This is a genomic window from Brevinema andersonii (assembly GCF_900112165.1).
In the GTDB taxonomy this organism is placed as follows: Bacteria; Spirochaetota; Brevinematia; order Brevinematales; family Brevinemataceae; genus Brevinema; species Brevinema andersonii.
On record NZ_FOKY01000001.1, the window covers coordinates 309,791 to 331,479 of the forward strand.

The 21,689-nt window shown below is 35.8% G+C and carries 17 protein-coding genes and 2 tRNA genes; 9 read left to right on the plus strand and 10 right to left on the minus strand.

The genetic code is table 11. The features are described from left to right. Nucleotides 1-150: 150 nt before the first annotated feature. Nucleotides 151-1,749: a LamG-like jellyroll fold domain-containing protein gene (locus BM018_RS01585; RefSeq protein ID WP_092317677.1), complete on the plus strand. Its 1,599-nt coding sequence runs from the start codon at nucleotides 151-153 to the stop codon at nucleotides 1,747-1,749. A 22-nt stretch (nucleotides 1,750-1,771) separates the two neighbouring features. Here the strand turns inward: BM018_RS01585 and BM018_RS01590 are convergent, their stop codons facing one another. Further along, nucleotides 1,772-2,200, minus strand: a complete 429-nt coding sequence (locus BM018_RS01590) for a hypothetical protein (RefSeq protein WP_092317680.1) — start codon at nucleotides 2,198-2,200, stop codon at nucleotides 1,772-1,774. A gap of 78 nt (nucleotides 2,201-2,278) precedes the next feature. Then, on the minus strand, nucleotides 2,279-3,154 hold the full coding sequence (locus BM018_RS01595) for a peptidylprolyl isomerase (RefSeq protein WP_092317683.1): 876 nt from the start codon (nucleotides 3,152-3,154) through the stop codon (nucleotides 2,279-2,281). A gap of 86 nt (nucleotides 3,155-3,240) precedes the next feature. Between BM018_RS01595 and BM018_RS01600 the strand changes: the two genes are divergently transcribed. From BM018_RS01600 to BM018_RS01620, 5 genes are read left to right on the plus strand one after another with little or no spacing between them, the layout of a single operon-like run. Further along, nucleotides 3,241-4,107 (plus strand): methyl-accepting chemotaxis protein, encoded by an 867-nt coding sequence (locus tag BM018_RS01600; RefSeq protein WP_092317686.1) that lies wholly within the window; start codon nucleotides 3,241-3,243, stop codon nucleotides 4,105-4,107. Between the two features lie 9 nt (nucleotides 4,108-4,116). Next, nucleotides 4,117-6,645, plus strand: coding sequence for a UPF0182 family protein (locus BM018_RS01605; RefSeq protein ID WP_092317689.1), 2,529 nt, complete (start codon nucleotides 4,117-4,119; stop codon nucleotides 6,643-6,645). Nucleotides 6,646-6,657: 12 nt separating this feature from the next. Continuing rightward, complete coding sequence (locus BM018_RS01610; RefSeq protein ID WP_092317692.1) at nucleotides 6,658-7,140, plus strand: hypothetical protein; 483 nt, start codon at nucleotides 6,658-6,660, stop codon at nucleotides 7,138-7,140. Next, nucleotides 7,137-8,018 carry a hypothetical protein gene (locus tag BM018_RS01615; RefSeq protein ID WP_092317695.1) on the plus strand — a complete coding sequence of 294 codons (882 nt, stop codon included), beginning with the start codon at nucleotides 7,137-7,139 and terminating at the stop codon, nucleotides 8,016-8,018. The genes BM018_RS01610 and BM018_RS01615 overlap by 4 nt, the downstream gene beginning before the upstream one ends. Beyond that, a complete protein-coding gene (locus BM018_RS01620) occupies nucleotides 8,018-9,007 on the plus strand; it encodes a hypothetical protein (RefSeq protein WP_092317698.1) in 990 nt (329 codons plus the stop codon). The genes BM018_RS01615 and BM018_RS01620 overlap by 1 nt, the downstream gene beginning before the upstream one ends. Here BM018_RS01620 and aspS read toward each other — a convergent pair. Genes aspS through BM018_RS01645 form a run of 5 tightly spaced genes read right to left on the minus strand, consistent with a single transcriptional unit; the run spans nucleotide 9,004 to nucleotide 15,926 of the window. Continuing rightward, nucleotides 9,004-10,785, minus strand: coding sequence for an aspartate--tRNA ligase (gene aspS / locus BM018_RS01625; protein WP_092317701.1), 1,782 nt, complete (start codon nucleotides 10,783-10,785; stop codon nucleotides 9,004-9,006). The two genes, BM018_RS01620 and aspS, sit on opposite strands and share 4 nt — an antisense overlap. Before the next feature lie 60 nt (nucleotides 10,786-10,845). Further along, nucleotides 10,846-14,124, minus strand: a complete 3,279-nt coding sequence (gene mfd, locus BM018_RS01630; protein WP_092317704.1) for a transcription-repair coupling factor — start codon at nucleotides 14,122-14,124, stop codon at nucleotides 10,846-10,848. Further along, nucleotides 14,124-14,657, minus strand: coding sequence for a hypothetical protein (locus BM018_RS01635; protein WP_143280370.1), 534 nt, complete (start codon nucleotides 14,655-14,657; stop codon nucleotides 14,124-14,126). The genes mfd and BM018_RS01635 overlap by 1 nt, the downstream gene beginning before the upstream one ends. A 16-nt stretch (nucleotides 14,658-14,673) precedes the next feature. Further along, nucleotides 14,674-15,246 carry a hypothetical protein gene (locus tag BM018_RS01640; RefSeq protein WP_092317710.1) on the minus strand — a complete coding sequence of 191 codons (573 nt, stop codon included), beginning with the start codon at nucleotides 15,244-15,246 and terminating at the stop codon, nucleotides 14,674-14,676. 20 nt (nucleotides 15,247-15,266) lie between these two features. Continuing rightward, nucleotides 15,267-15,926 carry a hypothetical protein gene (locus tag BM018_RS01645; RefSeq protein ID WP_092317713.1) on the minus strand — a complete coding sequence of 220 codons (660 nt, stop codon included), beginning with the start codon at nucleotides 15,924-15,926 and terminating at the stop codon, nucleotides 15,267-15,269. 120 nt (nucleotides 15,927-16,046) lie between these two features. Between BM018_RS01645 and BM018_RS01650 the strand changes: the two genes are divergently transcribed. The 3 genes from BM018_RS01650 (at nucleotide 16,047) to rpoD (ending at nucleotide 20,360) form a co-directional block, all read left to right on the plus strand. After that, on the plus strand, nucleotides 16,047-16,712 hold the full coding sequence (locus BM018_RS01650) for a nicotinate-nicotinamide nucleotide adenylyltransferase (RefSeq protein ID WP_092317716.1): 666 nt from the start codon (nucleotides 16,047-16,049) through the stop codon (nucleotides 16,710-16,712). Between the two features lie 195 nt (nucleotides 16,713-16,907). Further along, complete coding sequence (dnaG, locus tag BM018_RS01655) at nucleotides 16,908-18,644, plus strand: DNA primase (protein WP_092317719.1); 1,737 nt, start codon at nucleotides 16,908-16,910, stop codon at nucleotides 18,642-18,644. Between the two features lie 30 nt (nucleotides 18,645-18,674). After that, nucleotides 18,675-20,360 carry an RNA polymerase sigma factor RpoD gene (gene rpoD, locus BM018_RS01660; RefSeq protein WP_092317722.1) on the plus strand — a complete coding sequence of 562 codons (1,686 nt, stop codon included), beginning with the start codon at nucleotides 18,675-18,677 and terminating at the stop codon, nucleotides 20,358-20,360. 276 nt (nucleotides 20,361-20,636) lie between these two features. On the opposite strand, the gene BM018_RS01665 is transcribed toward rpoD, so the two are convergent. From BM018_RS01665 to BM018_RS01675, 3 genes are all read right to left on the minus strand, one after another. Further along, nucleotides 20,637-20,867 carry a hypothetical protein gene (locus BM018_RS01665; protein WP_092317725.1) on the minus strand — a complete coding sequence of 77 codons (231 nt, stop codon included), beginning with the start codon at nucleotides 20,865-20,867 and terminating at the stop codon, nucleotides 20,637-20,639. A gap of 555 nt (nucleotides 20,868-21,422) precedes the next feature. Further along, nucleotides 21,423-21,507: transfer RNA gene (locus tag BM018_RS01670), tRNA-Leu, on the minus strand. A gap of 8 nt (nucleotides 21,508-21,515) precedes the next feature. Then, nucleotides 21,516-21,586, minus strand: a tRNA-Cys gene (locus tag BM018_RS01675). Nucleotides 21,587-21,689: the final 103 nt, after the last annotated feature.

Genomic DNA, 21,689 nt, shown 5'->3' on the forward strand with positions numbered 1-21,689 from the left:
AAATAACTCCTTTTTCTTTCTTTTAAATTATTATTATATTTTAGGAAATAGTCAAGCATTGAAAATTCTATGCAGATTTTTAAAAAAACTTGAAGCTGCAACTTAAAATTCATTTGGGAAATCCGATAATAAAAGAGAAAAGGAGGAAATATGTCAGAGCATGCCGGAAAAACAATATTTTTATTCTTATTCTTAATGATTATACTTCTAGCAGCAACAAAAATACCTGTACGCGCCGCTCTCAAAGATCCGATTTTTCAAGACATCCAGAGTAAAACTTTTACTTTTTCACCTACATTAGGCATATTCCGAGCCAATGATATGCATATCACGAACTTTTCAGGAAACACGGTCATCACGAAAAAAATAATTGAACCTTCTCAAGAAATGATAGATCTTAAACTCTCCTTCGATGGACAAGATATTGTCAATAACTACCAAATCATCAGGTCACATTATGAAACAAATACTATTGAAAAAATTTTTGGCAGTGCTTCGGGAAAATTTATTTCGGGTGCAGACTCAATTACTATGTTTCCGCGCGAACATTCCGTACTTGTTAATAATAATCTTAGTGTTCAAAGTTTTACGATCGATTTTTGGCTCTATCCCTACCGTATTGGAGAAGGGCACCAAACGATCGTATCATTTATGAGTCCTGATATCGGCAACCCAAAAGATAATAATTCTTACGGATTTAAAATTACAGTAGAAAAAGGTGTTATTGTTTATCATTTTAGCAACTTTTTCCGAGATAAGGACTTCAAAACTTATTCCTTCACTTTGAAAGAATCTGAACCGCTTATTTACCAAACATGGGAAAAACATACTATGGTACTGGACACGGGACAACAAGTTATCAGGGTCTATAGGAATGGCGAAGAAAAAAATGTTGTCCATATTACCAAAAATCAAAACTTTTATGGAGAAACACTTTATCCGGTTACTCATTTGCAACTCGGCCAAAAAAATTTCCCGCTGATCATAGGCAACAATGCAATGTTTTCATTGGATGAATTCACTATATATCGTGATATTCAGAAAAATTTTAAGACTTTCACAACATTAAAAGAGCCTAGTTCTTTTGAAACCGATGTTTTTACTATTTCATCAAACTATTCCAAACTTCAAAGAATTAATCCTATAGTTAAACTTCCTAATGAAGCCTACTATAAAATAGGCTACCGATTTTCTACAAATTATTTCTTTCCCGAAACAAGCGCTGATATTATGCCATGGACATACATTAATCTTGAACATAATCGGTTTCCTCCATCAAAAAATACAGGGAAATATTTGCAGTTAAAGTATGAATATTATCCTTCAGCGCGCAGCGAGACAAACTCTCCTATGTTTTTACACAATATTCAGGTTGAATTTCAAGAATTTCCTAATCCTGGATTATTAAACTTTTCTTTAGTGAAAGAAGGAGATCAATCTGTTGAGTTGGAATGGAATTTATTGCCAGATCCAGATATTGTATCCTATGAAATTTATTACGGAACAGCTCCTAGCAATTATTTTGGCAAAGCTTCGATATCACCTGCTTCACCTATTTCCGTGCCGCACCCTGAAAAAAATAGCACCTCAAAACTAACTTATATATTACAAGGACTCCAAAATGAAACTCCATATTATATATCTATCAGATCCAAAGATAAATATGGAGTTTTAGGAGATTTTTCCCCAGAAATCTATGTAAGGCCATCTTCTGTAAAAACAGAAGCTTCTTATAGTATAGGACGCTAAGATAACTGCAAACATTTATATTTTACTGAGCGACAATCATTAATTTAAAATCTTTTTTCTGAGCATTATAACGTATTTGAGCTGATTCTCCATGATTTTTCAAATCACTAATATGACGATGCACAATAAAATTATCCAGCCACTTTAATATAGAGTCAGCCTGTTGACCCTGATCTGTATGAGGTTGGATTCTCATTGTTTTTTTTGCCTCTTTACGTATTGTTTCTATTAGTTTATAGATTTCTGCTTCATCTTTGCTTTCGGAAAGTTTTTCTAAATAATCAGAAATTGATCGACGCAAAGGCCTAATTTTTTGAGTATTTTTAGACTCCACACGAATATTTTGAAATGCTCGCCAAGCAAAAGGTGAAACTCCTAGCATCAAAATAAAACTAACAATCATAAAAATTAATAAAAATATCGTCAATGATAAACTCACTTGATTGATCATATTTGGCTACCACCTCCTCAAAAAATTAAAATACACTCCTTTGTCCATTAAGAAAGCTATTTTTACCATAGATTCCCCCTACAAATCTTTCAAAAGTTCGGTATTAAGATAAACTACGTCACATTTTTCCAATGCCTCCTCAACTAGCGCATCCATCAATGCTTTTTGCTGCATCACTGCTAGATACTCCTTAAGTCCAGGAAGCACATCTTCAAAAGACAAAGTTTTACTTGGTATTTTAGACAAGAGCTTTATTAAAACAATAGTACCATCATCAGTAGGTAACGACCCAATTTTACCGGGCTCCAAATCGGAAAGCACCGATTGAAGTGGATCAGGTAGCTTATGCTTGGGGATATCATCACTCAGGGAACAACGAAAACCTAAACGTTCTGCTTCATTCAAAATAGCCGCTGTCTCTTGAGCATTCAATGCTAACGCAGCATCTTGAAGTTTCTCTTGAGATGGTGCTTCAACCTCAACAAAAGAAAAAATCTCCGGAAGCGTCATTGACTCTTTATTGCGATGGTAGAAAGCTTCAGCCGCTTCATCATCAGGTTCTTCAACATGCTGCAGCCGAGAAAAAAGTAGATTATCTATCGTCAAATCTCTAAGAAGTTCTTCGCGTAGCTGATGATCTTCAAGTCTCATATCATGAAGCAAAGCTTCCCATTCGGCATCGTCTTGACAATTGTCGCGCAGCTCAAACAATGAACGATTCACTTCTTCTTCATCAGCTTCAATCCCCTCAAGAGCAGCCATCTTTAACAAAGCTTGGCGTTCGATCAGCTTCTGAAGAGCTTCCGCATATAAAAACGCTTGATTATCATCATTGGGAGTTAGTACAAACGAATCTGTTCCTTCATACTCAGCCAGGAGACGTTTTACTCCTCTCAAAATATCTTCTCCCTTAACAGGTGTACCGTTGACCTTAGCAAAAATTGTATTTTTCATTTTTCTTCCTTATTTGTTATCATTTGATTTTATCATTATCTTATAATATAATAGGTAAAATGTAAAATATCAAATACGGGGGCTCTATGTTTTCATTGTCACATGCTGTCAGGATTTATATTGCATTATCACTGACAATATTGATCGCATTTTTTAGTGCGTTGACCGCTATCGATGTTATTTTGGAACCCTTATGGATATTTGCTCAGCCTGGTACGGAAGAAATTTTCCGTAATATTTATATTGCGGTTATTGTTATTGCTTTAGTAGCAGCAGTATATGGAGTTATTGTCCTCATTTTTATTTATAATCGTGGACTCAATAAATACCAGGAATTCCTGCGCCGTATGAACAATCTTAGTTATAATACACAAATGCGTCCTGATTCCCTTCGATTTCCTGAGCAGGATGAATTTGGTAACTTGGGAGCTGATCTCAACCGTTTTATTGAAAAAATTTCTGCTTTCGACAAACTGAAAACCGAATTAGCAATGACCGAAAAAGAAAAATTCCACATCACCGCTGACAATGCACGATTTCCTGTGCTGATTTTCAACACAGAAGCTAGCAGCCCTTACGTTAGCTATTATAACAAGACGTTCAAAGAAACTTTCCTGAAAAAAAGCGCTTTCATCGACAGCAGCGGTAAAACTCAAATTCGCTATTATAATATCCTCGATGTCAGCTTACAACATCTTACTATTAAAGATCTTGATAATACACCTTTCTTCGATGAAAAACAGTGTGAGTGGATCAAAAACCCAACCCTTATCCCTGAACGGCATACGTTGCGCAATATGTCTTTTAAAGATCTTAATAACGAAAAAAATATTACCTTTGACGAGGTACTGTTTGTACCGCTGATCCCAGAAAGTAGCAACGCTCAAATTATGTATGTATTTCTGAATCAGCGCCCTGAAGAAAAACAATCACCTAACCTAGTAAAAATATAAGGACTTGCTATGAAAAAATCCATTTATCGAATTATCACTGTCATCATGCTGATTGTTGCAGGAATTATCGGATTAATCTTTCTATCATCACGCGTTATTATCGAAATTAGTTGGCTGTTGTCTCAAGAATCGCTGCGTACTGCTTATACTCTGATGTTTGTGCGATTATTTACTATTCCGCTTACGGCCTTTTTGTTGTCGATAATTGCCATTTTTCATTCATTATCCGGATCGCCTGCAGAGCGCAAAAATACACGATTTACGTTTGCCAAAACTCTAACTATTTTCTTTGCTGCAGCAGTAGCTGAATATTTCTTGCGTGCTGCAGAAGCTTTAATTTTTGCATTTTTTGCAGGAAAAACAGGAAAAGTAGATGCATTATTTGGGTTAGATATGGCATTCTACCTTTTTTGGCTGCCTCTTCTAAAGCGTACATCTTTGCTTTTAGGAGGATTTTTCTTTCTACTGGCTGGATTTCGTTTTATCTATCCTTCCGAAAAATACAAATTCGATACAGTATCATTTAGTTTAGCTCTTTTTTGCACGTTGATTTTTTTCATCATCTTCAAAGCAGAAAATATTACTAGTAAAATTCTTCCTGTCCATTTTATTGGTTTTATTGAAGTGTATGGGCGTTTCGTTCCCTTTATTTTATCGGCATTAACAATATTCTTACTTGCACTAATTGTTACATTTATTGGGGTACGGTCAAAAATCACTGCCGTGAGCATGGCAATTACAATTATTTTCGTATTAAGTGCTCATACGATTTGGCCGTTTTATCTCGAAAAAATCATTTTCTCACCCAACAAAAGTGCTTATCAAGAAAAGTTTGCAGCAATCCATGCGGAAAACACACGCAAAGCGTTTGCAATTGATAATATCATGAGGGATCAAGCCTTTTTAGCGAACAGTCAAAATCTCAACCAAATCCTACAAAAAAACTTTTGGGAAGACAGTCAGCACTTTTTGAAAGCCGTCCAAAAAAATCAGGAAATCTTACCTATCTTTTCGATAGAAAAAGTATCCCCTTTGCTCATTAAAGACTCCAATGACCAAATTAACCCTTATTTCATAACTGCCCGTGAAATCGACCATACTCTCGGTACCGATTGGGATATCAAACATTTCCGTAATATTTTCGGACATGGAGCGGTCATTGGTAAAGCATTTAAGTTCACTGCAGATGGCTATCCTGACCTGACTCTTAAAAATTTATCTATGCAGGCAGACGATCCTGCATTTGTCTTGAACAAACCGGCTATTTTCTTCAGTGATTCCATTGATAGTTTTGCCTTTGTAAATTCGACTATGCCCATTGCTGACTTTTCTCAGGAAAGCGCACCGATCGCCGAACGCACTTATAGGAATATCCGAGCTGTACCAGTTAATCCATTGCTGGTAATGGCACTAACGATTTCCTATCGCGATTCACGTTTTCTGTTAACCGACTACTATCGTAACGATACACAGTTTTTATTAAAAAGAAAACCTTCCGAAATCGTAAAAACATTACTGCCTATGTTTGAGTACGGCGATCCTCGCCTCATATTCCACAAGAACGAACTTTGGTGGGAGCTCGATGCTTACAGCATGTCCGACAAAATGTTTACAGCACTATCAGTTCCGACGCGCTGGGGACTCAAAAATTGGTTGCGCTCGCCATTAAAAGCTTTTGTTTCAGCGTATTCGGGGGAAGTGCGCTTTGCTGTCGTCGAACCTCAAGATCCTCATGTCAAAATTGCGCAACGACTGTTTCCAAAACTATTTACACGTGTCATGACGCTTCAGCCTGAAGAATATCTTTATCCGCATGAATTGTTTGATATCCAAAGCCGCTTACTCGGGGCTTACCATGAAACAAATGCATCTAGTTTCTATGCTGGCCTTAACGAACGAACAATTGCACGGCCTCTGAACTCCGACGAACCAGAAAATATCACTTTTGTAATGATAGAAACCAATAACAACCATTATCTAGCAATGCAACGCACATACGTCCCCAAAAATAAAAATATTTTTTCTGCTCGTCTTTTAGGATACTTGGATGAAAATGGAACATCCAAACTTCATCTTTACGAAGCCTCTTCACATTTAGGTACCGCAGGTCTAGCACAAGCCGAAGCATTTCTTAATCAGGATCAGGATTTCTCAAGGCTAGCAACACTTTGGGGACAACGAGGATCAAGGATTTCTAGTTCAGATACAGTTTTTTATCCTACAAAAGACGGTGGTATATATCTTCGGACGATCTTTCTTGAATCAGAATCTGTAAGTATCCCCTTAGCAACACGATTTGCATTAATCAACAACACAAAAGTTATCATTGATATTACTCCAGAAGATCTTACTCATGACAGCAGAGAGATTTTCATTCCTCAGGAGGAACTTTCTCGAGAACAGCAGCTTCAGCTTTCTATTAACAACGCTTACGGCTACTACCTTGAGGCAGAAAAAGCCCGGCTAGAAGGAAATACTCAAGTTTTTCGTGAAAATGTCGATAAAATAGGAGAAAGCTTGCAGCATCTTGCAAACTAGCCGGAGGTGGATATGGATTCTGCAGAACGAGCTATGCTCATCAGGCGCGCAAATGAACTTTTCAATGCGCGTGACTATAAAAATTCTCTGAAAATTTATTTGGCGACAGCTTACAAAGATGGCATTGGTCGAATTGCATCGATCATGGAGCATGAAAAACGCGATAAAGTAACCGCATTAAAACTTTATAAAAAAGCTGGGCTTCACGGAAACGTTGAAAAGTTAGCATGGGATATGGCACAAGCCATCCGAAAAATGCTGGATGAAGACAAAATGACAGCAGCTCAAAACAAAGGTCAAAATTACAACAGTAGCTCGAAAATTTCAGGACAAGCCCCAGAACTTATGCCATCAGAAGCAGTACGCATAGCAAAAAAGAAACTAGGCATCAACGATCCAGAATTATCACTTGCAGAACGCGAAAATAGAATTCAACGTTGGAACCCAGTTGTTATCAATCGTGATCAATTAGATAATAAGAGGAGAAAATTTTGAAACACTTAAGTTGGATCATTATTTTTCTTGCAACGGGAAACATTTATCCTCAATTTAGGCCAGGTACTTTCCCAGAGACCAACGCAGAACAAAAACCAACTGATGTCATTGAATCATATCCTGATTATAATTCCTATATAAACTGGTCAACAGGAAAGATAATTACAGAATATGCAGTTCCGATTACCTACGACGACCAAAATATCGGTCGAAACGTTGCTAATGTTACTCAAAAACTTAAAGACGAACTACTTGTTTTTGCAGCCCGGGCAATAACACAAATTAAAGTATCATCACTTTTCATTGTCAATAACTATTTCACACGCGATGAATCAGTGCGATCTCAATTATTATCTTTGTTGTACGGTTTAGAAGTAGAAAATTCCATGATCGAAAAATCTACCATCAAAGGAAGCCTTGTTTTTCCCCTGTATGGAGAAAAAGGCATTTCAAGTTCATTCTACAAGAATATCAAACCAGAAATTATAACCAATTTTCTGAAAAAAGATAAGTTGAATCGTTATTATGATACGCTAATTATCGATATGGTGATGTTCAAAAATTTCAATATGTCACTAATGCCAAAAATTATCAACCAGAGAGGTCAGCTCGTACATGGTGTAGAAACAGTCGACCCAAAAATCCTTCAAAAACAAGGTCCAGTCCACTATGTTAGTTCCATCACAGAAGCTTTAAATCATCAGGCACGAGGTAAAAGAATAGCCTATGTTTTGCCTGCTGAACCTTCAGGTACGTTCAATTCTGACATTGTGTTATTTGACTCGGACATCGAAGAACTTTTTTCCCAACAAAGATCCATCGACAATTTCAAACAAGGAAGAGTGATTGTTATTCATTCTTCCGACTCAAAAAAATAATGACTCCATTTTTGCTACGTTCGGATAATCGGCATATCCGAGCATATACAAATAAAAATAATCAAATTAAATTCTGCTGTCTCGAAGATGAATTATTACCTCTTAAAAGTAATTTATTTGCCAGTTCAAGCTCGTTGAAAGCAGATTATTCTGAAATCGAACAAATAAAGAAATTTATCTATGCTGAAACCTATTTTGTTCAAATTAATTATCAATCAGAACTTGAAATTTTAATCCAATGCAAATATAAAAAATTTCATTTTGTTCTTTCTGAAGAACGAACAAAATTTTGGAAGCAGCGATTCATTGAAGATACTGAACTTTTTCCTATTTATGATTCTTTTGGATTAAAAAATCATCAAGGTCGCAATCATATTTTAGAATTTCTGAATGAAATACAAATCTCTTTGCCTAATACTTACATAAAATTATTTATTACCTATGGGAAGAAATATTTTTTCATTCCGTTTGAATTTGCTAGCGACTCACTGCTCGCAATATATTGCCAACACAAGCATTGCGATGAAACAGGACCGTTCAAAACGATTTCTTTAATCTATAATAAAGAACTCTATGGTGCCCCTACGGAATCAGAAAAAATAGCTTACCTTACAGATAAAAGAAATTTTATTATTGATAATATCCAACCGGAACTTCTGTTTGTTGCAGATCACGGAATTATTGAGAATGATCAAGGAAAATTAACACACCACAAAATTGAAGAAAGAATCAAAAACATTTCACCGAAGCTAACCGTTTTAAATTCGTGTCACCTTGCTCGTGTAAAAAACGGTATCATTCTTCATTTTTTAAATAAAAATTCAGTTGTTATTGCATCGCCTTTTCGCACGCCTGCTCATAAAAGTGTATTCAGTCCTCTACTGAAATTTTTATATGGATATAGCTACCAGGATATTGTTAACAGTTTTGCAATAACAGGAATTTTTTATCCTAGTGTGCGCAAATATTTTAGAATTTTCCTACCTTAGTTCTTTTTTACTTGAATTCCTAAATCTAAAAGTTGTTGAATATCAACTTCCGAAGGTGCATCCGTTAAAGGGCATGTTCCTTTTTGTGTTTTAGGAAATGCAATAACATCACGAATACTGTCAAGCTGCTGGAACTGCATGACCATTCTATCTAATCCTAATGCAATACCCCCATGCGGAGGCGCACCAAATGCTAAAGCATCTAAAAGAAAACCAAATTTCTCTTGAGCTTCAGCTTCCGAGATGTTGAGAAGTTGAAAAATTTTTGCCTGTGTTTCAGAATCAGCAATACGAATAGAGCCTCCTCCTAGTTCAATCCCATTGCAGATAACATCATAAGCACTAGCTCGAACCTTACCAGGATTGCTCTCCAATAATTTAATATCCTCAGGATTCGGAGACGTAAAAGGGTGGTGAACGGACACCCAACGTCCTGTTTCGATATCTTTTTCGAGCATAGGAAAATCAACAACCCATAAAAATGAAAATTTATCTTTCGGCCGCAATTCAAATCTGTCTCCTATTTCTAAACGGAGATTACCAATAGCATCATAAACAATTTTATCATTCACATCCGCTATAAACAAAAGCACATAGCCATCTTCGGCACCGGTTATTTTAATGAGCTGTTGCTGAATATCCTCAGAGAAATATTTGACAATATTCGATTCAAGGGCACCATTCTTAACACGCATCCATGCCATACCTTTAGCTCCATAGTTGCCAACAAAAGAAATTAATTCATCTAAATCTTTGCGCGAAAGTTTATCGCCGTTAGGAACAGGCAGACATTTTACCATCCCTCCCTTCGCAGTAACCGATGTAAATACAGAAAAATCAGAATTACTGACAATAGAGCTAACATCAACAATCCCCATTCCAAAGCGCAAATCCGGCCTATCAGACCCATACTTTTCCATGGCATTATGATAGCTCATACGTAGAAAAGGAATTTGTATATCCAAATTATAAATTCTCTTCAATATCCTTACTAACATTTCCTCGATAAGTGACTGGATATCTTCTGCAGTTACAAACGACATTTCTATATCCAATTGCGTAAACTCAGGCTGACGATCGGCACGGAGATCTTCATCGCGGAAACAGCGGGCTATCTGATAATACCGCTCGATACCTCCTACCATCAGCAGCTGCTTAAAAATCTGAGGTGACTGAGGAAGAGCATAAAACGAACCTTTATGCAGACGCGACGGTACAAGAAAATCACGAGCGCCTTCGGGGGTGGATCTTGTCAGAAGAGGTGTTTCAACTTCCAAAAAACCATTTTCCTGCATTGTTGAACGAATATTTTCAACAATCAACGATCGTTTTAGAAGGTTATCATACATTTTGGGGGATCTCAGATCAAGATATCGATATTTAAGACGGGCTTCTTCGTTAACTTGATCAGCATGGATATCAAAAGGAGGTGTTTTCGACCGATTAAAAATAAAAAGTTCTGTACAGACTAGTTCATAAGCCCCCGTAGCAATACGTGGATTCTCCAAACCTTCTCCCCTCCTACGCAGAAAACCTTTGGCACTGATCACATCTTCCCGGCGTAATGTTTTTGCTAGTTCGTGTGTCTTCCTAGCTTCTGCAGGATCAAAAACCAATTGTACTATTCCGCTTCTGTCGCGCAGATCGATAAAAACTAATTCACCATGGTCTCTATAGTGATCAACCCAGCCATTAACAGTATATGTTTTGTTAAGTTTGTCGTCGCTTGTGAGCGCGCCGCAAAATAACGTTCGCTGCTTATCTTTTGACAGAAGCATTCTTTTCTCCAAAACTTTATTTTTCTTATTATATATCACGGAACAAATTTTTGCAAGCTACTAGGTAATGAGGATATCACGAAAAAATGCCGTCAAACGGTGAACTTTCTGTTCTGCATCCGCAGCAAAAGTCTGATAAATAAGTAAATTAGGATTATATGGATTAAAGGATACCGGATGAGAGCCATTTCGCGCGATAGCCATTACTTTCAATGGATCTGCTTTAGATTGATGGGAAAATAAAATTTCAATATGATTTTTTTTCTCGGTGATAGATGCAACTCCTAACCTTCCGGCTTCTATCTTAAGTCGCGCAATTTCAAATAGCGTCAGTACTGATCCCGGCAACGACCCATAACGGTCACGGAGTTCTTTTTTTAATTCTTCAGTTTGACCTTGCTCTTTGACTGATACAATTTTCTTATATGCTTCCATTTTTAATGCCGGATCATGAATATACTCATCAGGAATAAAAGCATCGTAAGATAAATCAATTAAAGGCTCTGTCACATTCGAAACCTTGCCTTGAAGCTTTTGAACTTCTTCACACAGCAGCTTCATATACATATCATACCCTAAAGCTGTCAAATGTCCATGCTGTTCCGCTCCTAAAATATTTCCAGCACCGCGTATTTCCATATCCTGCTTGGCAATCTGAAATCCTGCTCCTAATTCCGTATATTCCAAAAGCGCATCCAAGCGTTTGTTCGCTGCTTCAGTGATATTCTTATGCTCAGGAAACAGAAAGTATGCATAGGCCTGCTTATTCGACCTACCCACACGTCCTTTGAGTTGATAAAGCTGAGACAACCCCAAACGCTGGGCATCACTGACAATAAGAGTATTGGCATTGGGAATGTCGAGACCACTTTCGACAATAGTAGTGGACACTAGCACATTATAATACCCACGCATGAATCCCAAAAATGCATCTTCCAGCTCATCTTCCTCCATACGTCCGTGCGCCGTAACAATAGAAGCTTCTGGAAACAGTTCAGCGATCATCTCAGCAAATTTATGAAGCTCCTTGATCCTGTTTTGAATAAAGTAAACCTGTCCGCCACGGTTCAGTTCGAAGCTAATAGCTTCCTTAACCAACTCAGGACGGAAATCAGAAACAATCGTCTCAACAGGAATACGTAAATCCGGAGGAGTCTGTAACGTCGAAAGTGAACGCAAATTCCCTAACGCTAGTGATAAAGTCCGAGGAATAGGCGTTGCAGAAAGCGATAAAATATCTGTCAAAGGATAACGCATTTTTATTTTTTCTTTGTGCTCGACACCAAATTTATGTTCCTCATCTATTATCAAAAGCCCTAAATCTTTAAAATTTAAATCCTTACTTAACAAAGCATGAGTTCCGATCAGCATGTCTATTTTTTGTTCAGCCGCACGTTTCAAAATATCTTTGCGTTCAGCAGATCCCGTAAAACGTGTAAGTGACTCTATTTTAACAGGAAAATCTTTAAATCTCTCAAGACAGGTCAAATAATGTTGCTCAGCAAGAATAGTTGTCGGCGCCAACAACGCCACCTGCTTGCCGGCAAAGATTGCTTTAAACGCCGCCCTTAAAGCAATCTCCGTCTTCCCAAAACCAACATCCCCACAAAGCAATCTATCCATAGGCTTAGGATCTTCCATGTCAGATTTAATCTCTTCTATTACACTGATTTGATCCGGGGTCTCAATATAACTGAATTGATCTTCGAAAGCTTTTTGTTCCTCCGCATCAACAGGAAACTCAAACCCCTCAAGCGCAACCCTCTTTGCATGGGCTTGCACCAATTCTTTAGCAAACCGCAAAATATCTTCCTGAGCTTTTGCTCTTTTTTTATGCCAGGATTTACCGCTCAGAGAATCAAGTTTGGGTTTTTTATCTTCCAATCCTCCCGCATAGCGTCCGATCAAATCAGCTTGCTCCAGCGGCACAAATAATTTCTGTTTATCTGCATACTCAATAAGGATATAGTCTTTTTCTTTTTCTAACACGGCAATGCGTTCAATGCCCCGGAACAAACCAATGCCATAGTTAAGATGAACAACCGCATCCCCAGGCTCAATTTCCGATTCGAATGGTGTGAAAACAGCCTGTTTTAGGCGCTTACGAAATAGTTTTTTCTTACCGCTAACATCCGTCTCACCAACGCACAGTAAAGCACTTCCAATATTATGAGCAAAAAAACCAAATTCCCAGTTGTCCTCAACAATAAATAATCCGCGTGCATTCTCAGGAATATCACGGAAAATTTTCACTGTTTTCGGACGAAAACGGCGCAACATAACCGCAATCCTGCGAGCACTCTCTTTATACTCAGCAAAGAAACATGCACATAAATTGGGGTAATTTTCAAAAAGTTTTTCCAGCTCGACGACAAACCCAGAAAACCCACCAGAAAAATTACCTTCAGCGCGGGTATTAGGAAATGTCTTTCCGCTGGCATCTCGGATGTAGACAGCATATGCATCTTTTGCTGCCTCGTACATTGAACTTGCTAATAAACGTTCAGCACCAAGACGCGCAAAAATTGCACGAATTTTATTATCTTCCGATTCAGGCTTTTCCGTAAACAAAATGTTAAATTCGCGTTCTCGAACATAGTCTTTAAGGAGACTAAGATTTGTATAAAAATCAACAAAATTCGAGTGAGCTAGTGGATTTGTAAAAGGACCTTCGAATCCATCTTTATCTTTTGGAAAAACAAACTCAGCTAACGGAAGAATTTCAAGAAGATCCGTATGACTACAAGTCAGTTGAGTATGAGGATCAAAAAAAGAAATTCGTGCTAATTTCCCATCCTCAACAATAAGGCGGACCGGATATTCACTATCCCCTGGATAAACATCCAATAACCTATTTTTAAGGACCACTTCGCCTTCTTCGCGCACTAATGAAGTTTGCATATATCCATACTGCTGAAGTTGTTCCATGAGCTGATCAAAATCCAAAAAATTTCCTAATTTTAAGGTTAAATGTGCAGCATCAAACGACCGAACTGGTGGAAGAACCCGGATAAAACTGCGATATGATACCGTAATAATATAAGGATGCTCATTTTTTCGCAGCAAAGATAAAACTTTGACGCGCTGCGAAAGCACATCCAGGGACGGAACACCATGAGAAAACGGCATTAAATCAATAGCAGGAAAATATAAAACATGAGTATAAAAAGATGATAAGCTCTCATAAATTTTTTCAGCTTGGGCATCGTTCTCAGCTACTACAAACACATGCTGCCCCAAATCAACCAGTTCTTGTAAACCAAAAAGTGCTGCCCCCGGAGGTAAGGCCAATGTGTGAAGACCTTTTTCATGAGGAAAAAAATTGAAACTTCTACCCATTAAGGAGTACCACCATCATTAGTAAAATAACCAACACTATAAAGACTGGGCGGACTTTCAATATCCCGCACAACACTGTAAGCCTTCACATAAAACCAATAAGGCCGAAGATTGGTGAATAAAAATGTACCGTTAGCATAATAAGCCGATTTTATTTCGACAGAGAATTCCTGAACAACATTAAACGGGGGCTTTACTACCAGTGACGGTTGAAGTTTATTAAAATTCGTACAAAGAATCTTTATTCCCTTATAAGCAATAGCATCTGCATCATTAGTTGTGTAATAAATATTGTAACCGGAAAATGTTTCTTCCGGATTGATACCATACCACCTAATAAGGAATTTTTCTTCTGTTTGTCCTGTAGCCGGATTGACGACATTCTCAACAGTAACTCCATTAGGAGCAAAAAGCCGAGGCGTTGGCTGAGCTACTTCTATACCACAGCTCGATAAAAAAATCATTATTCCGATTAACTTTTTAGGCACCCTACCCCTTATTTTCATTAAAGAATTCAAAACAAGTAATAACATATTATTAGCCCTCTACTTAAGGATACGTAATCTGTTCTATGTTTGAAGGTAAGCTGTAAACATTATCAACTGTAGAATAGGAAAAAGCCACAAAATAATAAGTTATTCCAGGAACAAAAGGTCCGCCTCCGGTTCCATCAGGTAGCGGTGGTAGTTCAGTAAATGTGGTTGTTGCAAAATTTCTAGTGCCGGCAGTAAATGTTGCATCAGGAGGATACAAATATAATTCCGGAAATGCCATCGCACCATTTACGGAAATAGAGAGATTTGTTTCATTAGCGAATGTATAATTCGTCAATAGCCGTGCTTGAGAACCAGGTACTAGTGTGGGTTTGATTGCAAAAAAAGTACCATCATAACATTGAAAATCTTCTTTTCGTGTAGAAATATAGAGTGAAAACCCCGTAAAATATATTTCGTTATTGTTAGCAGTAAAATACATTGCTATGCCTTCTGGAACTGCAGGCAGAGGCGATGTACGAGATACAACCTGCACATTCAAACCTAAAGGACTAGCAAGTAAAGGCTGCCTTTCGACTTCTTCGATAGCACACGCAGAGAAAAAAAGCAATAAAAATAAATATTTCATTCTATTTTCGACCTCCAAGATTAGGAAGACGTTTCTTTTTTTCGTGTAATAAGCTCAGAACTATAGTTAGGTGATTTAGATTTAAAAAAACCTTCCTTCAAAATAACCCAACCATAAGTATCATAATAAAAAACCATACGCCATTGTTTTGGAGGAACACGATTGATGGTCAATTCAATAGGTAAAATTTCTATGGGTTTTTCATTTTGAGTAATCGTGGTTTTTTTTAACTTTCGTGCTGTTATCTCTGCAGCACGAAAGTCCTCACCCAAAAGCTGGATAAACTCTAATTCTGTATTTGTAGAGTAGTAAAAATCTCTCAATTGAAACTCGGGAAACACTACTATTCTTTTTGAATTAACACGCATTCCACCAGCCTGCTTGTTATTCGTGTAATAAAAAAGAATTGGATGCGTATACTTAACAGTCAAGGAATCCCTAGTAACACACAGCATATTAAAATCATTATCTATTATTAATGTTGTTGTTATATTTGTTGCACTTTTAACGAGCTTAGTCTGTGCAAAAGAACGGTTTATTTTAAAATATTCATTATAAGAAGGATTCTTTCCAAACATACTTAAATAATTAAATTGCACAAACGGACCAGGTACTGCACGTTCGGGAGCAGGTATTTTAGCTTGACGAGCGCAAGAAATAGAGAATAAAGAAATGAGCAAAAACCAAATTTTTATTTTTTTCTCCTTAAAATACTCTTATATATTGTACTGAAAATTTCATTTTAAATCAAATACTGCAATACATTATTGATTTTTCATTAAAAAATCCGATATAAAACCATGAAACAATATGCAATTTTCGGAGGGAGTTTTGATCCTTTCCATGACGGTCATGTAGCAATTGTCTGTAGTATCTTGAAAAAAATTAATCCCGATAAACTTTTAATTGTTCCTACCGGCATACATCCAGAAAAAAAATCCCCATTATTTTCAGGAGAACAACGTCTACTAATGTTGCGGGCTTTTTTTGGAAAACTAACAGAAGATGACAATTTTTTTCTTACACAATTTTTAACACCTCAAAATTATCAGACAATTCTTACTTCATGCTGTAAAAATAATAAAATTATAATTTGTGATGATGAAATCAAATGTTCCACTACAGGTTATACAGTTGATTTTGTTGAAAAAATCCACAAAAAACAGAAAAATGCAATAATACATTTATTTGTCGGCGCGGACCAAGCAGAACATTTTGGAAAATGGAAAAAAGCTAATGAATTGAGCAAAATGTGTATTCTATGGTCTATTACCAGAGATAATAAAATACCTGATAGAAATTTTCATTGGAATATACTGCCTTTTACCCAAATGAATATCTCTTCAACAGAAATCAAGCAAGATTTAAAAAAAGGCAAAATCTCAGAAAAAACACCAAAAATTATTCAAATTTTAATTGAGATATTAAGTTCTGAAAAGAATAAATCTTTTGTTAAAAAACGTTAAATTTATTCCTCAAAAAGAAAAGTTAAACTTTTAAGAATAGCCATCCGATAAAATTTTTATATCTTTTTACCACAGATAATAAAAAAATAAAAAAAATGTTTATTTTTCTTGTAACAAAAGCAATATCTTGATATAATGAGAGACTGTTGAGAATCCTTTTTGATGAAAGAGACTCTTAATATTGAGGGGTAGTTGATGATTCCTCAAGATGCAATAGAACAAATTCTTCAGACAGTTTCCATTGTAGAAGTAATAGGCTCAAGGATACAGCTGAAAAAATCAGGACAAAATTATAAAGGGTTATGTCCATTTCACAATGACAGAAAAAATCCCTCGTTTTCCGTCAGTGAAGAAAAAGGTTTATATCATTGTTTTTCTTGTGGAGCAGGTGGAAACGCATTAACATTCCTAAAGGAATTTGATAAACGCGATTTTATTGATTCCATACGTGAATTAGGAAAAATAGCCGGCATTGATGTAGAGAATTATCTCACAGGTACACAAGATAATATTCTTTTGCGCGAGCGCTTAAAAACAATGCATCTATTAGCACAGGAATATTTTATTAAACAGCTATATAGCAGAACACCTCTAGCTCAAAAAGTTGTGTCTATTATCAAACAAAGATATCTGGATAAAAATACTGTAAAAACATTTGGATTGGGATTTGGTGGAGAAAAACGTGACCAACTTTTTCAAGAATTGAGAAGCCAAGGATTTGATCCTGATGAAATTATTCTTTCCGGTTTGTGCGGAAAAACAGATCAAGGACGTATATACGATCGATTCCAACAAAGAATTACTTTTCCGGTACAGGAAGCAGATTCTACTATTGTTGCATTTGGAGGAAGAGCAATATTTCCTCATACATCTGCAAAATATATCAACAGTCCGGAAACTCCTTTATTCAAAAAAGGAAATATTTTATATGGATGGAACTTTGCAAAAGAATCTGCAACAAAAAATGGTCAAGTAATCTTAGCAGAGGGATATTTAGATATAATTAGACTTCATCAGGCTGGATTTTATTCTGCAGTAGCTCCTTTAGGTACCGGTCTTACAGAAGACCGTATCGCATTCTTGAAGCATAAAATTAAAGAAATAATTTTATGCTTTGATGGAGACAGTGCTGGTCAAAAGTCAGCATATCGTTCTGCAGGATTATGTGCGAAATTTGGCGTTAAAACTCGTGTAATAGCACTGCCTGAAAATGAAGATCCTGATACGTTTCTTCTATCAAACGGCACTAATGCATTTAAACAATTGTTAGAAACTTCTGTTTCGGGTGAGGATTTTGTACTAAATACAGCATCGATCTTACTTCCTGATAGCATAGCTTTTTTAAATTCTGTGTTTGAATATGGAATCCACTTGGATGGAGCAATATTAATAGAACAATTTTTAAAAAAAATTGCAGAAAAAGCTGCTGTTTCACTGGCATCCGTAGAACTTGAATTTTCGAGATTCCGCAAAAATTACGAACGTTTTGCTCCAGACCCAAAACCAGAGTCTCCTAAAAAAAACTTAACAAATGCCCATGAATTAATAGCTATCTTAATTAATTATCCGCAATTTGCTGATGATGCTGCAGAAATTATTACTCCTCAAGATTTTGCTGATCCCGAACATGAGCAAATTTTTCGCAGTATTCTTTTAAATCCGGAAAAACCTGCTGAACACTGGATTCGTCAGGTTGGAAATAGTGATTTAATCCAAGAAGTAGCAAAAGTCACATCTATTCCGGATATGCGCATTATTAAAAATCATGCGGTTCAGATACGGCTTAAATCTCTGGAAACCCAAAGCGCTAAATTATCACAAGAAATATTTAAATCAGAGCAAACTGAAACAAACAATTATGCTCTAATAGAAAAAATAAAAGAGATACAGTCTGAAAAAATCGCGCTTAAAAATACATTCTACCATTTATAAAATAAGTAACAAACCACAAAAGGAGCATTCATGTTTGATGAACTGTTAGAAAATCCAGAAATCAACGGATTACTTAAACATGCGAAAGAGTTAAAGACTATCTCTTATGAAGAAATTTTAGAAAAATTGCCGGAATCTATTATTACAAACCCTGAACAAATTGAATTGCTAGTCAAGATGATGGAAGAAAATGGAATCACTGTGATTGATAGCAGCGATTTGGATAAAGAATTCGACGACGCGTTTTTAGAAAATGTCCTTATCGAGAGTGATGACGACCAAAATGATAATCCTCTTCGTATTTACCTAAAAAAAATTGGACGCGTTCAACTACTTTCCCACAGTGAAGAAGTAGAAATCGCAACACATATTGAAACAGGGCAATCCCTTATTGACGAAATTGTATTTGAAAGTGGTTTTTTGATTGCAGAGATTCAGAGTGTTGCCCAAGATATTTTAGAAGGTCAGGGAAAATTATATCACTTTTTTAATTTACCTAAAATTTATAATATTAATTCAAAAGAACGCAAAGAAAGGCTGCGAGTAATAAAAAAAATTGCTGACACTTTAAATGAATTTTTCGAAGAATGCACAGAAATAGAACAAGCATTAGATGAAAATCCAAGCTTAAAGGAGATCAAACACTCTCGCCAGCAAATACGCTTTAAACGCAAACAATTTGTTAAACAAATAAGCGAAATTGATCTTAATCATCGTCTCAAAGATACAGCTGCTGAAAATCTTTTAAGAATGACAAAAAAAATTGATGATATTTTTAATTATTTCCATAAAGCAGAAGAAATTAATTCATGTTCAATCAACGATATTCTAAAAATGGCAGAAAAACAACCTGATAACGATCAGGCAACAACATTAGGAAATTTAATTTCAAAAAAGCAAAAAGAATTGAAATTTATTGAAAATATTTTCCAAGCTGATGCTCAAGAAGCATTAGATTGGGCTCACTCTGTGCGTCAAGCACGTTTTGTTGTTGATGAATACAAAAAACTTCTTGTGCAAGCCAATCTTCGATTAGTAGTCAGTATAGCAAAACGTTATATGAATAGAGGAGTACACCTTTTTGATTTAATTCAAGAAGGTAATATCGGCTTAATTCGTGCTGTAGAAAAATTTGAATATAAAAAAGGCTATAAATTTTCAACATATGCTACGTGGTGGATTCGACAATCGATCACACGTGCTATTTCCGAACAATCTCGAACAATTAGAATTCCCATCCATATGATAGAACAAATTAATAAAGTTAAAAAACTGGAAAACTCGATCACTCAAGAATTAGGAAGAATTCCAACTGCAGAAGAAATAGGAGAAATTCTTGATATGCCAGCCAGCAAAATAAGGCAAATCAAAAGTGTTGCAAATGACCCAGTATCACTTGAAACTCCTGTTGGCCGCGATGAAGATTCATCTTTAGGCGATTTTATCGAAGATGTTAAAATTACTTCGCCCGTTAACGCAACGATGAGCAATATGCTTAGAGAAAAACTAAAAGAAATTATCGATTGTCTCCCTATTAGAGAACAAAGAGTTTTAAAAATGCGATTTGGTTTAGAAGATGGATATATTCATACACTTGAAGAGGTAGGATATCTTTTTCAAGTTACTCGGGAGCGTATCCGCCAAATAGAAAGTAAAGCATTAAGAAAATTACAAAATCCTAATAGAATGCGTGAATTTTTAGATTTTATTGATTAAATTTTAAATTGAAAATGTTTTTTATAAATTTTAATGCTTGATTTTTTAAATCAATAGCCCATTCAATCAGCCCATAAATATAAGAGATACATATTTGCTGCTTAAAAATATTGTCATTAATGCACTAATGCTAAAAGCCATCTTTTATCCCAATTATTGCTAATCCGATCAAAAATATCAAACTTATATAAAGAATATAATAAACATGCATAAAGAAAATATACTTGTAATGTTTTTTACCATAATCAGTAAGGAAAGTTTTTCTTTGAGGCGGCACTAAATAAAAAATGCTAATCCTGTAATATAGGATGATAAATAAGCAAAAAGATGAAAAGTCCAAGCAAAACCAAATAGCATTGGAGATTTTGAATAAGGAAATGAAAAACATAATACTTTATAAGGATCGATATTCCCAAACGTCAAATATATTGTAACAAAAAAAGTACTCAGCGTCAATCCCAATGCATTTCTTAAAATAATTGTTTGATGTCTTTTCTGTTTCCACAACCACCATCGATCAGAATAATATCCTAACAAAAAAATGGATAAAAAGCTATCATTCGAGATAAACTAAGATAATAAGACACTTCTGAAAGATATCCCATTGCTAGTCCTACTAAAAAGCCATAATAACCATATAAATTTTTTTCTATCAGAAAGTAAAAGTGTAAAGGCATTGATAAGTTCCATGCAATCCATGAAAACAAATACCATAAAAGCCATAAAGGATGTAGTAAAATGATACATACGTTTTGGAAACAAGTACAAAAATTAATCTGAAAAAATATATAATTTAAGAAATTTTACCAATTCAAAACTTTTTTACGTTGCCGCACAAAATAACTAGATAAAAAAACAAGGCTTATGAAAAAGATAAATCGTAATATAAAAAGATTAGAGAGAGAGAGAGAGAGAGAGAGAGAGAGAGAGAGAGATTTCGAAGCGGCTCAATAATATGGCTTATAACAACTAACATAATAAATAAAAATTTTGCATTGTCGAAGAAATAAGAACGAGCTTCTTTCTCCATACAATCTACTAAAACTTTACAAAAAGAAAAATTGCTCGAGGCGGGAATCGAACCCGCACGCCCAAAACGGGCGAGGGATTTTAAGTCCCTTGTGTCTACCAATTTCACCACCCGAGCGCGAAATAAGGGGATAGTCGGAATCGAACCGACGGTAAAGGATTTGCAGTCCTCGGCCTTACCACTTGGCTATATCCCCAACATGTTTTAGAATTATAACTTATTTTTTCCAATAAAGCAAGCATTATTTTTATAATATTTTCTTGACATTACAACAAAATAAAATCATAATATATCCAAAA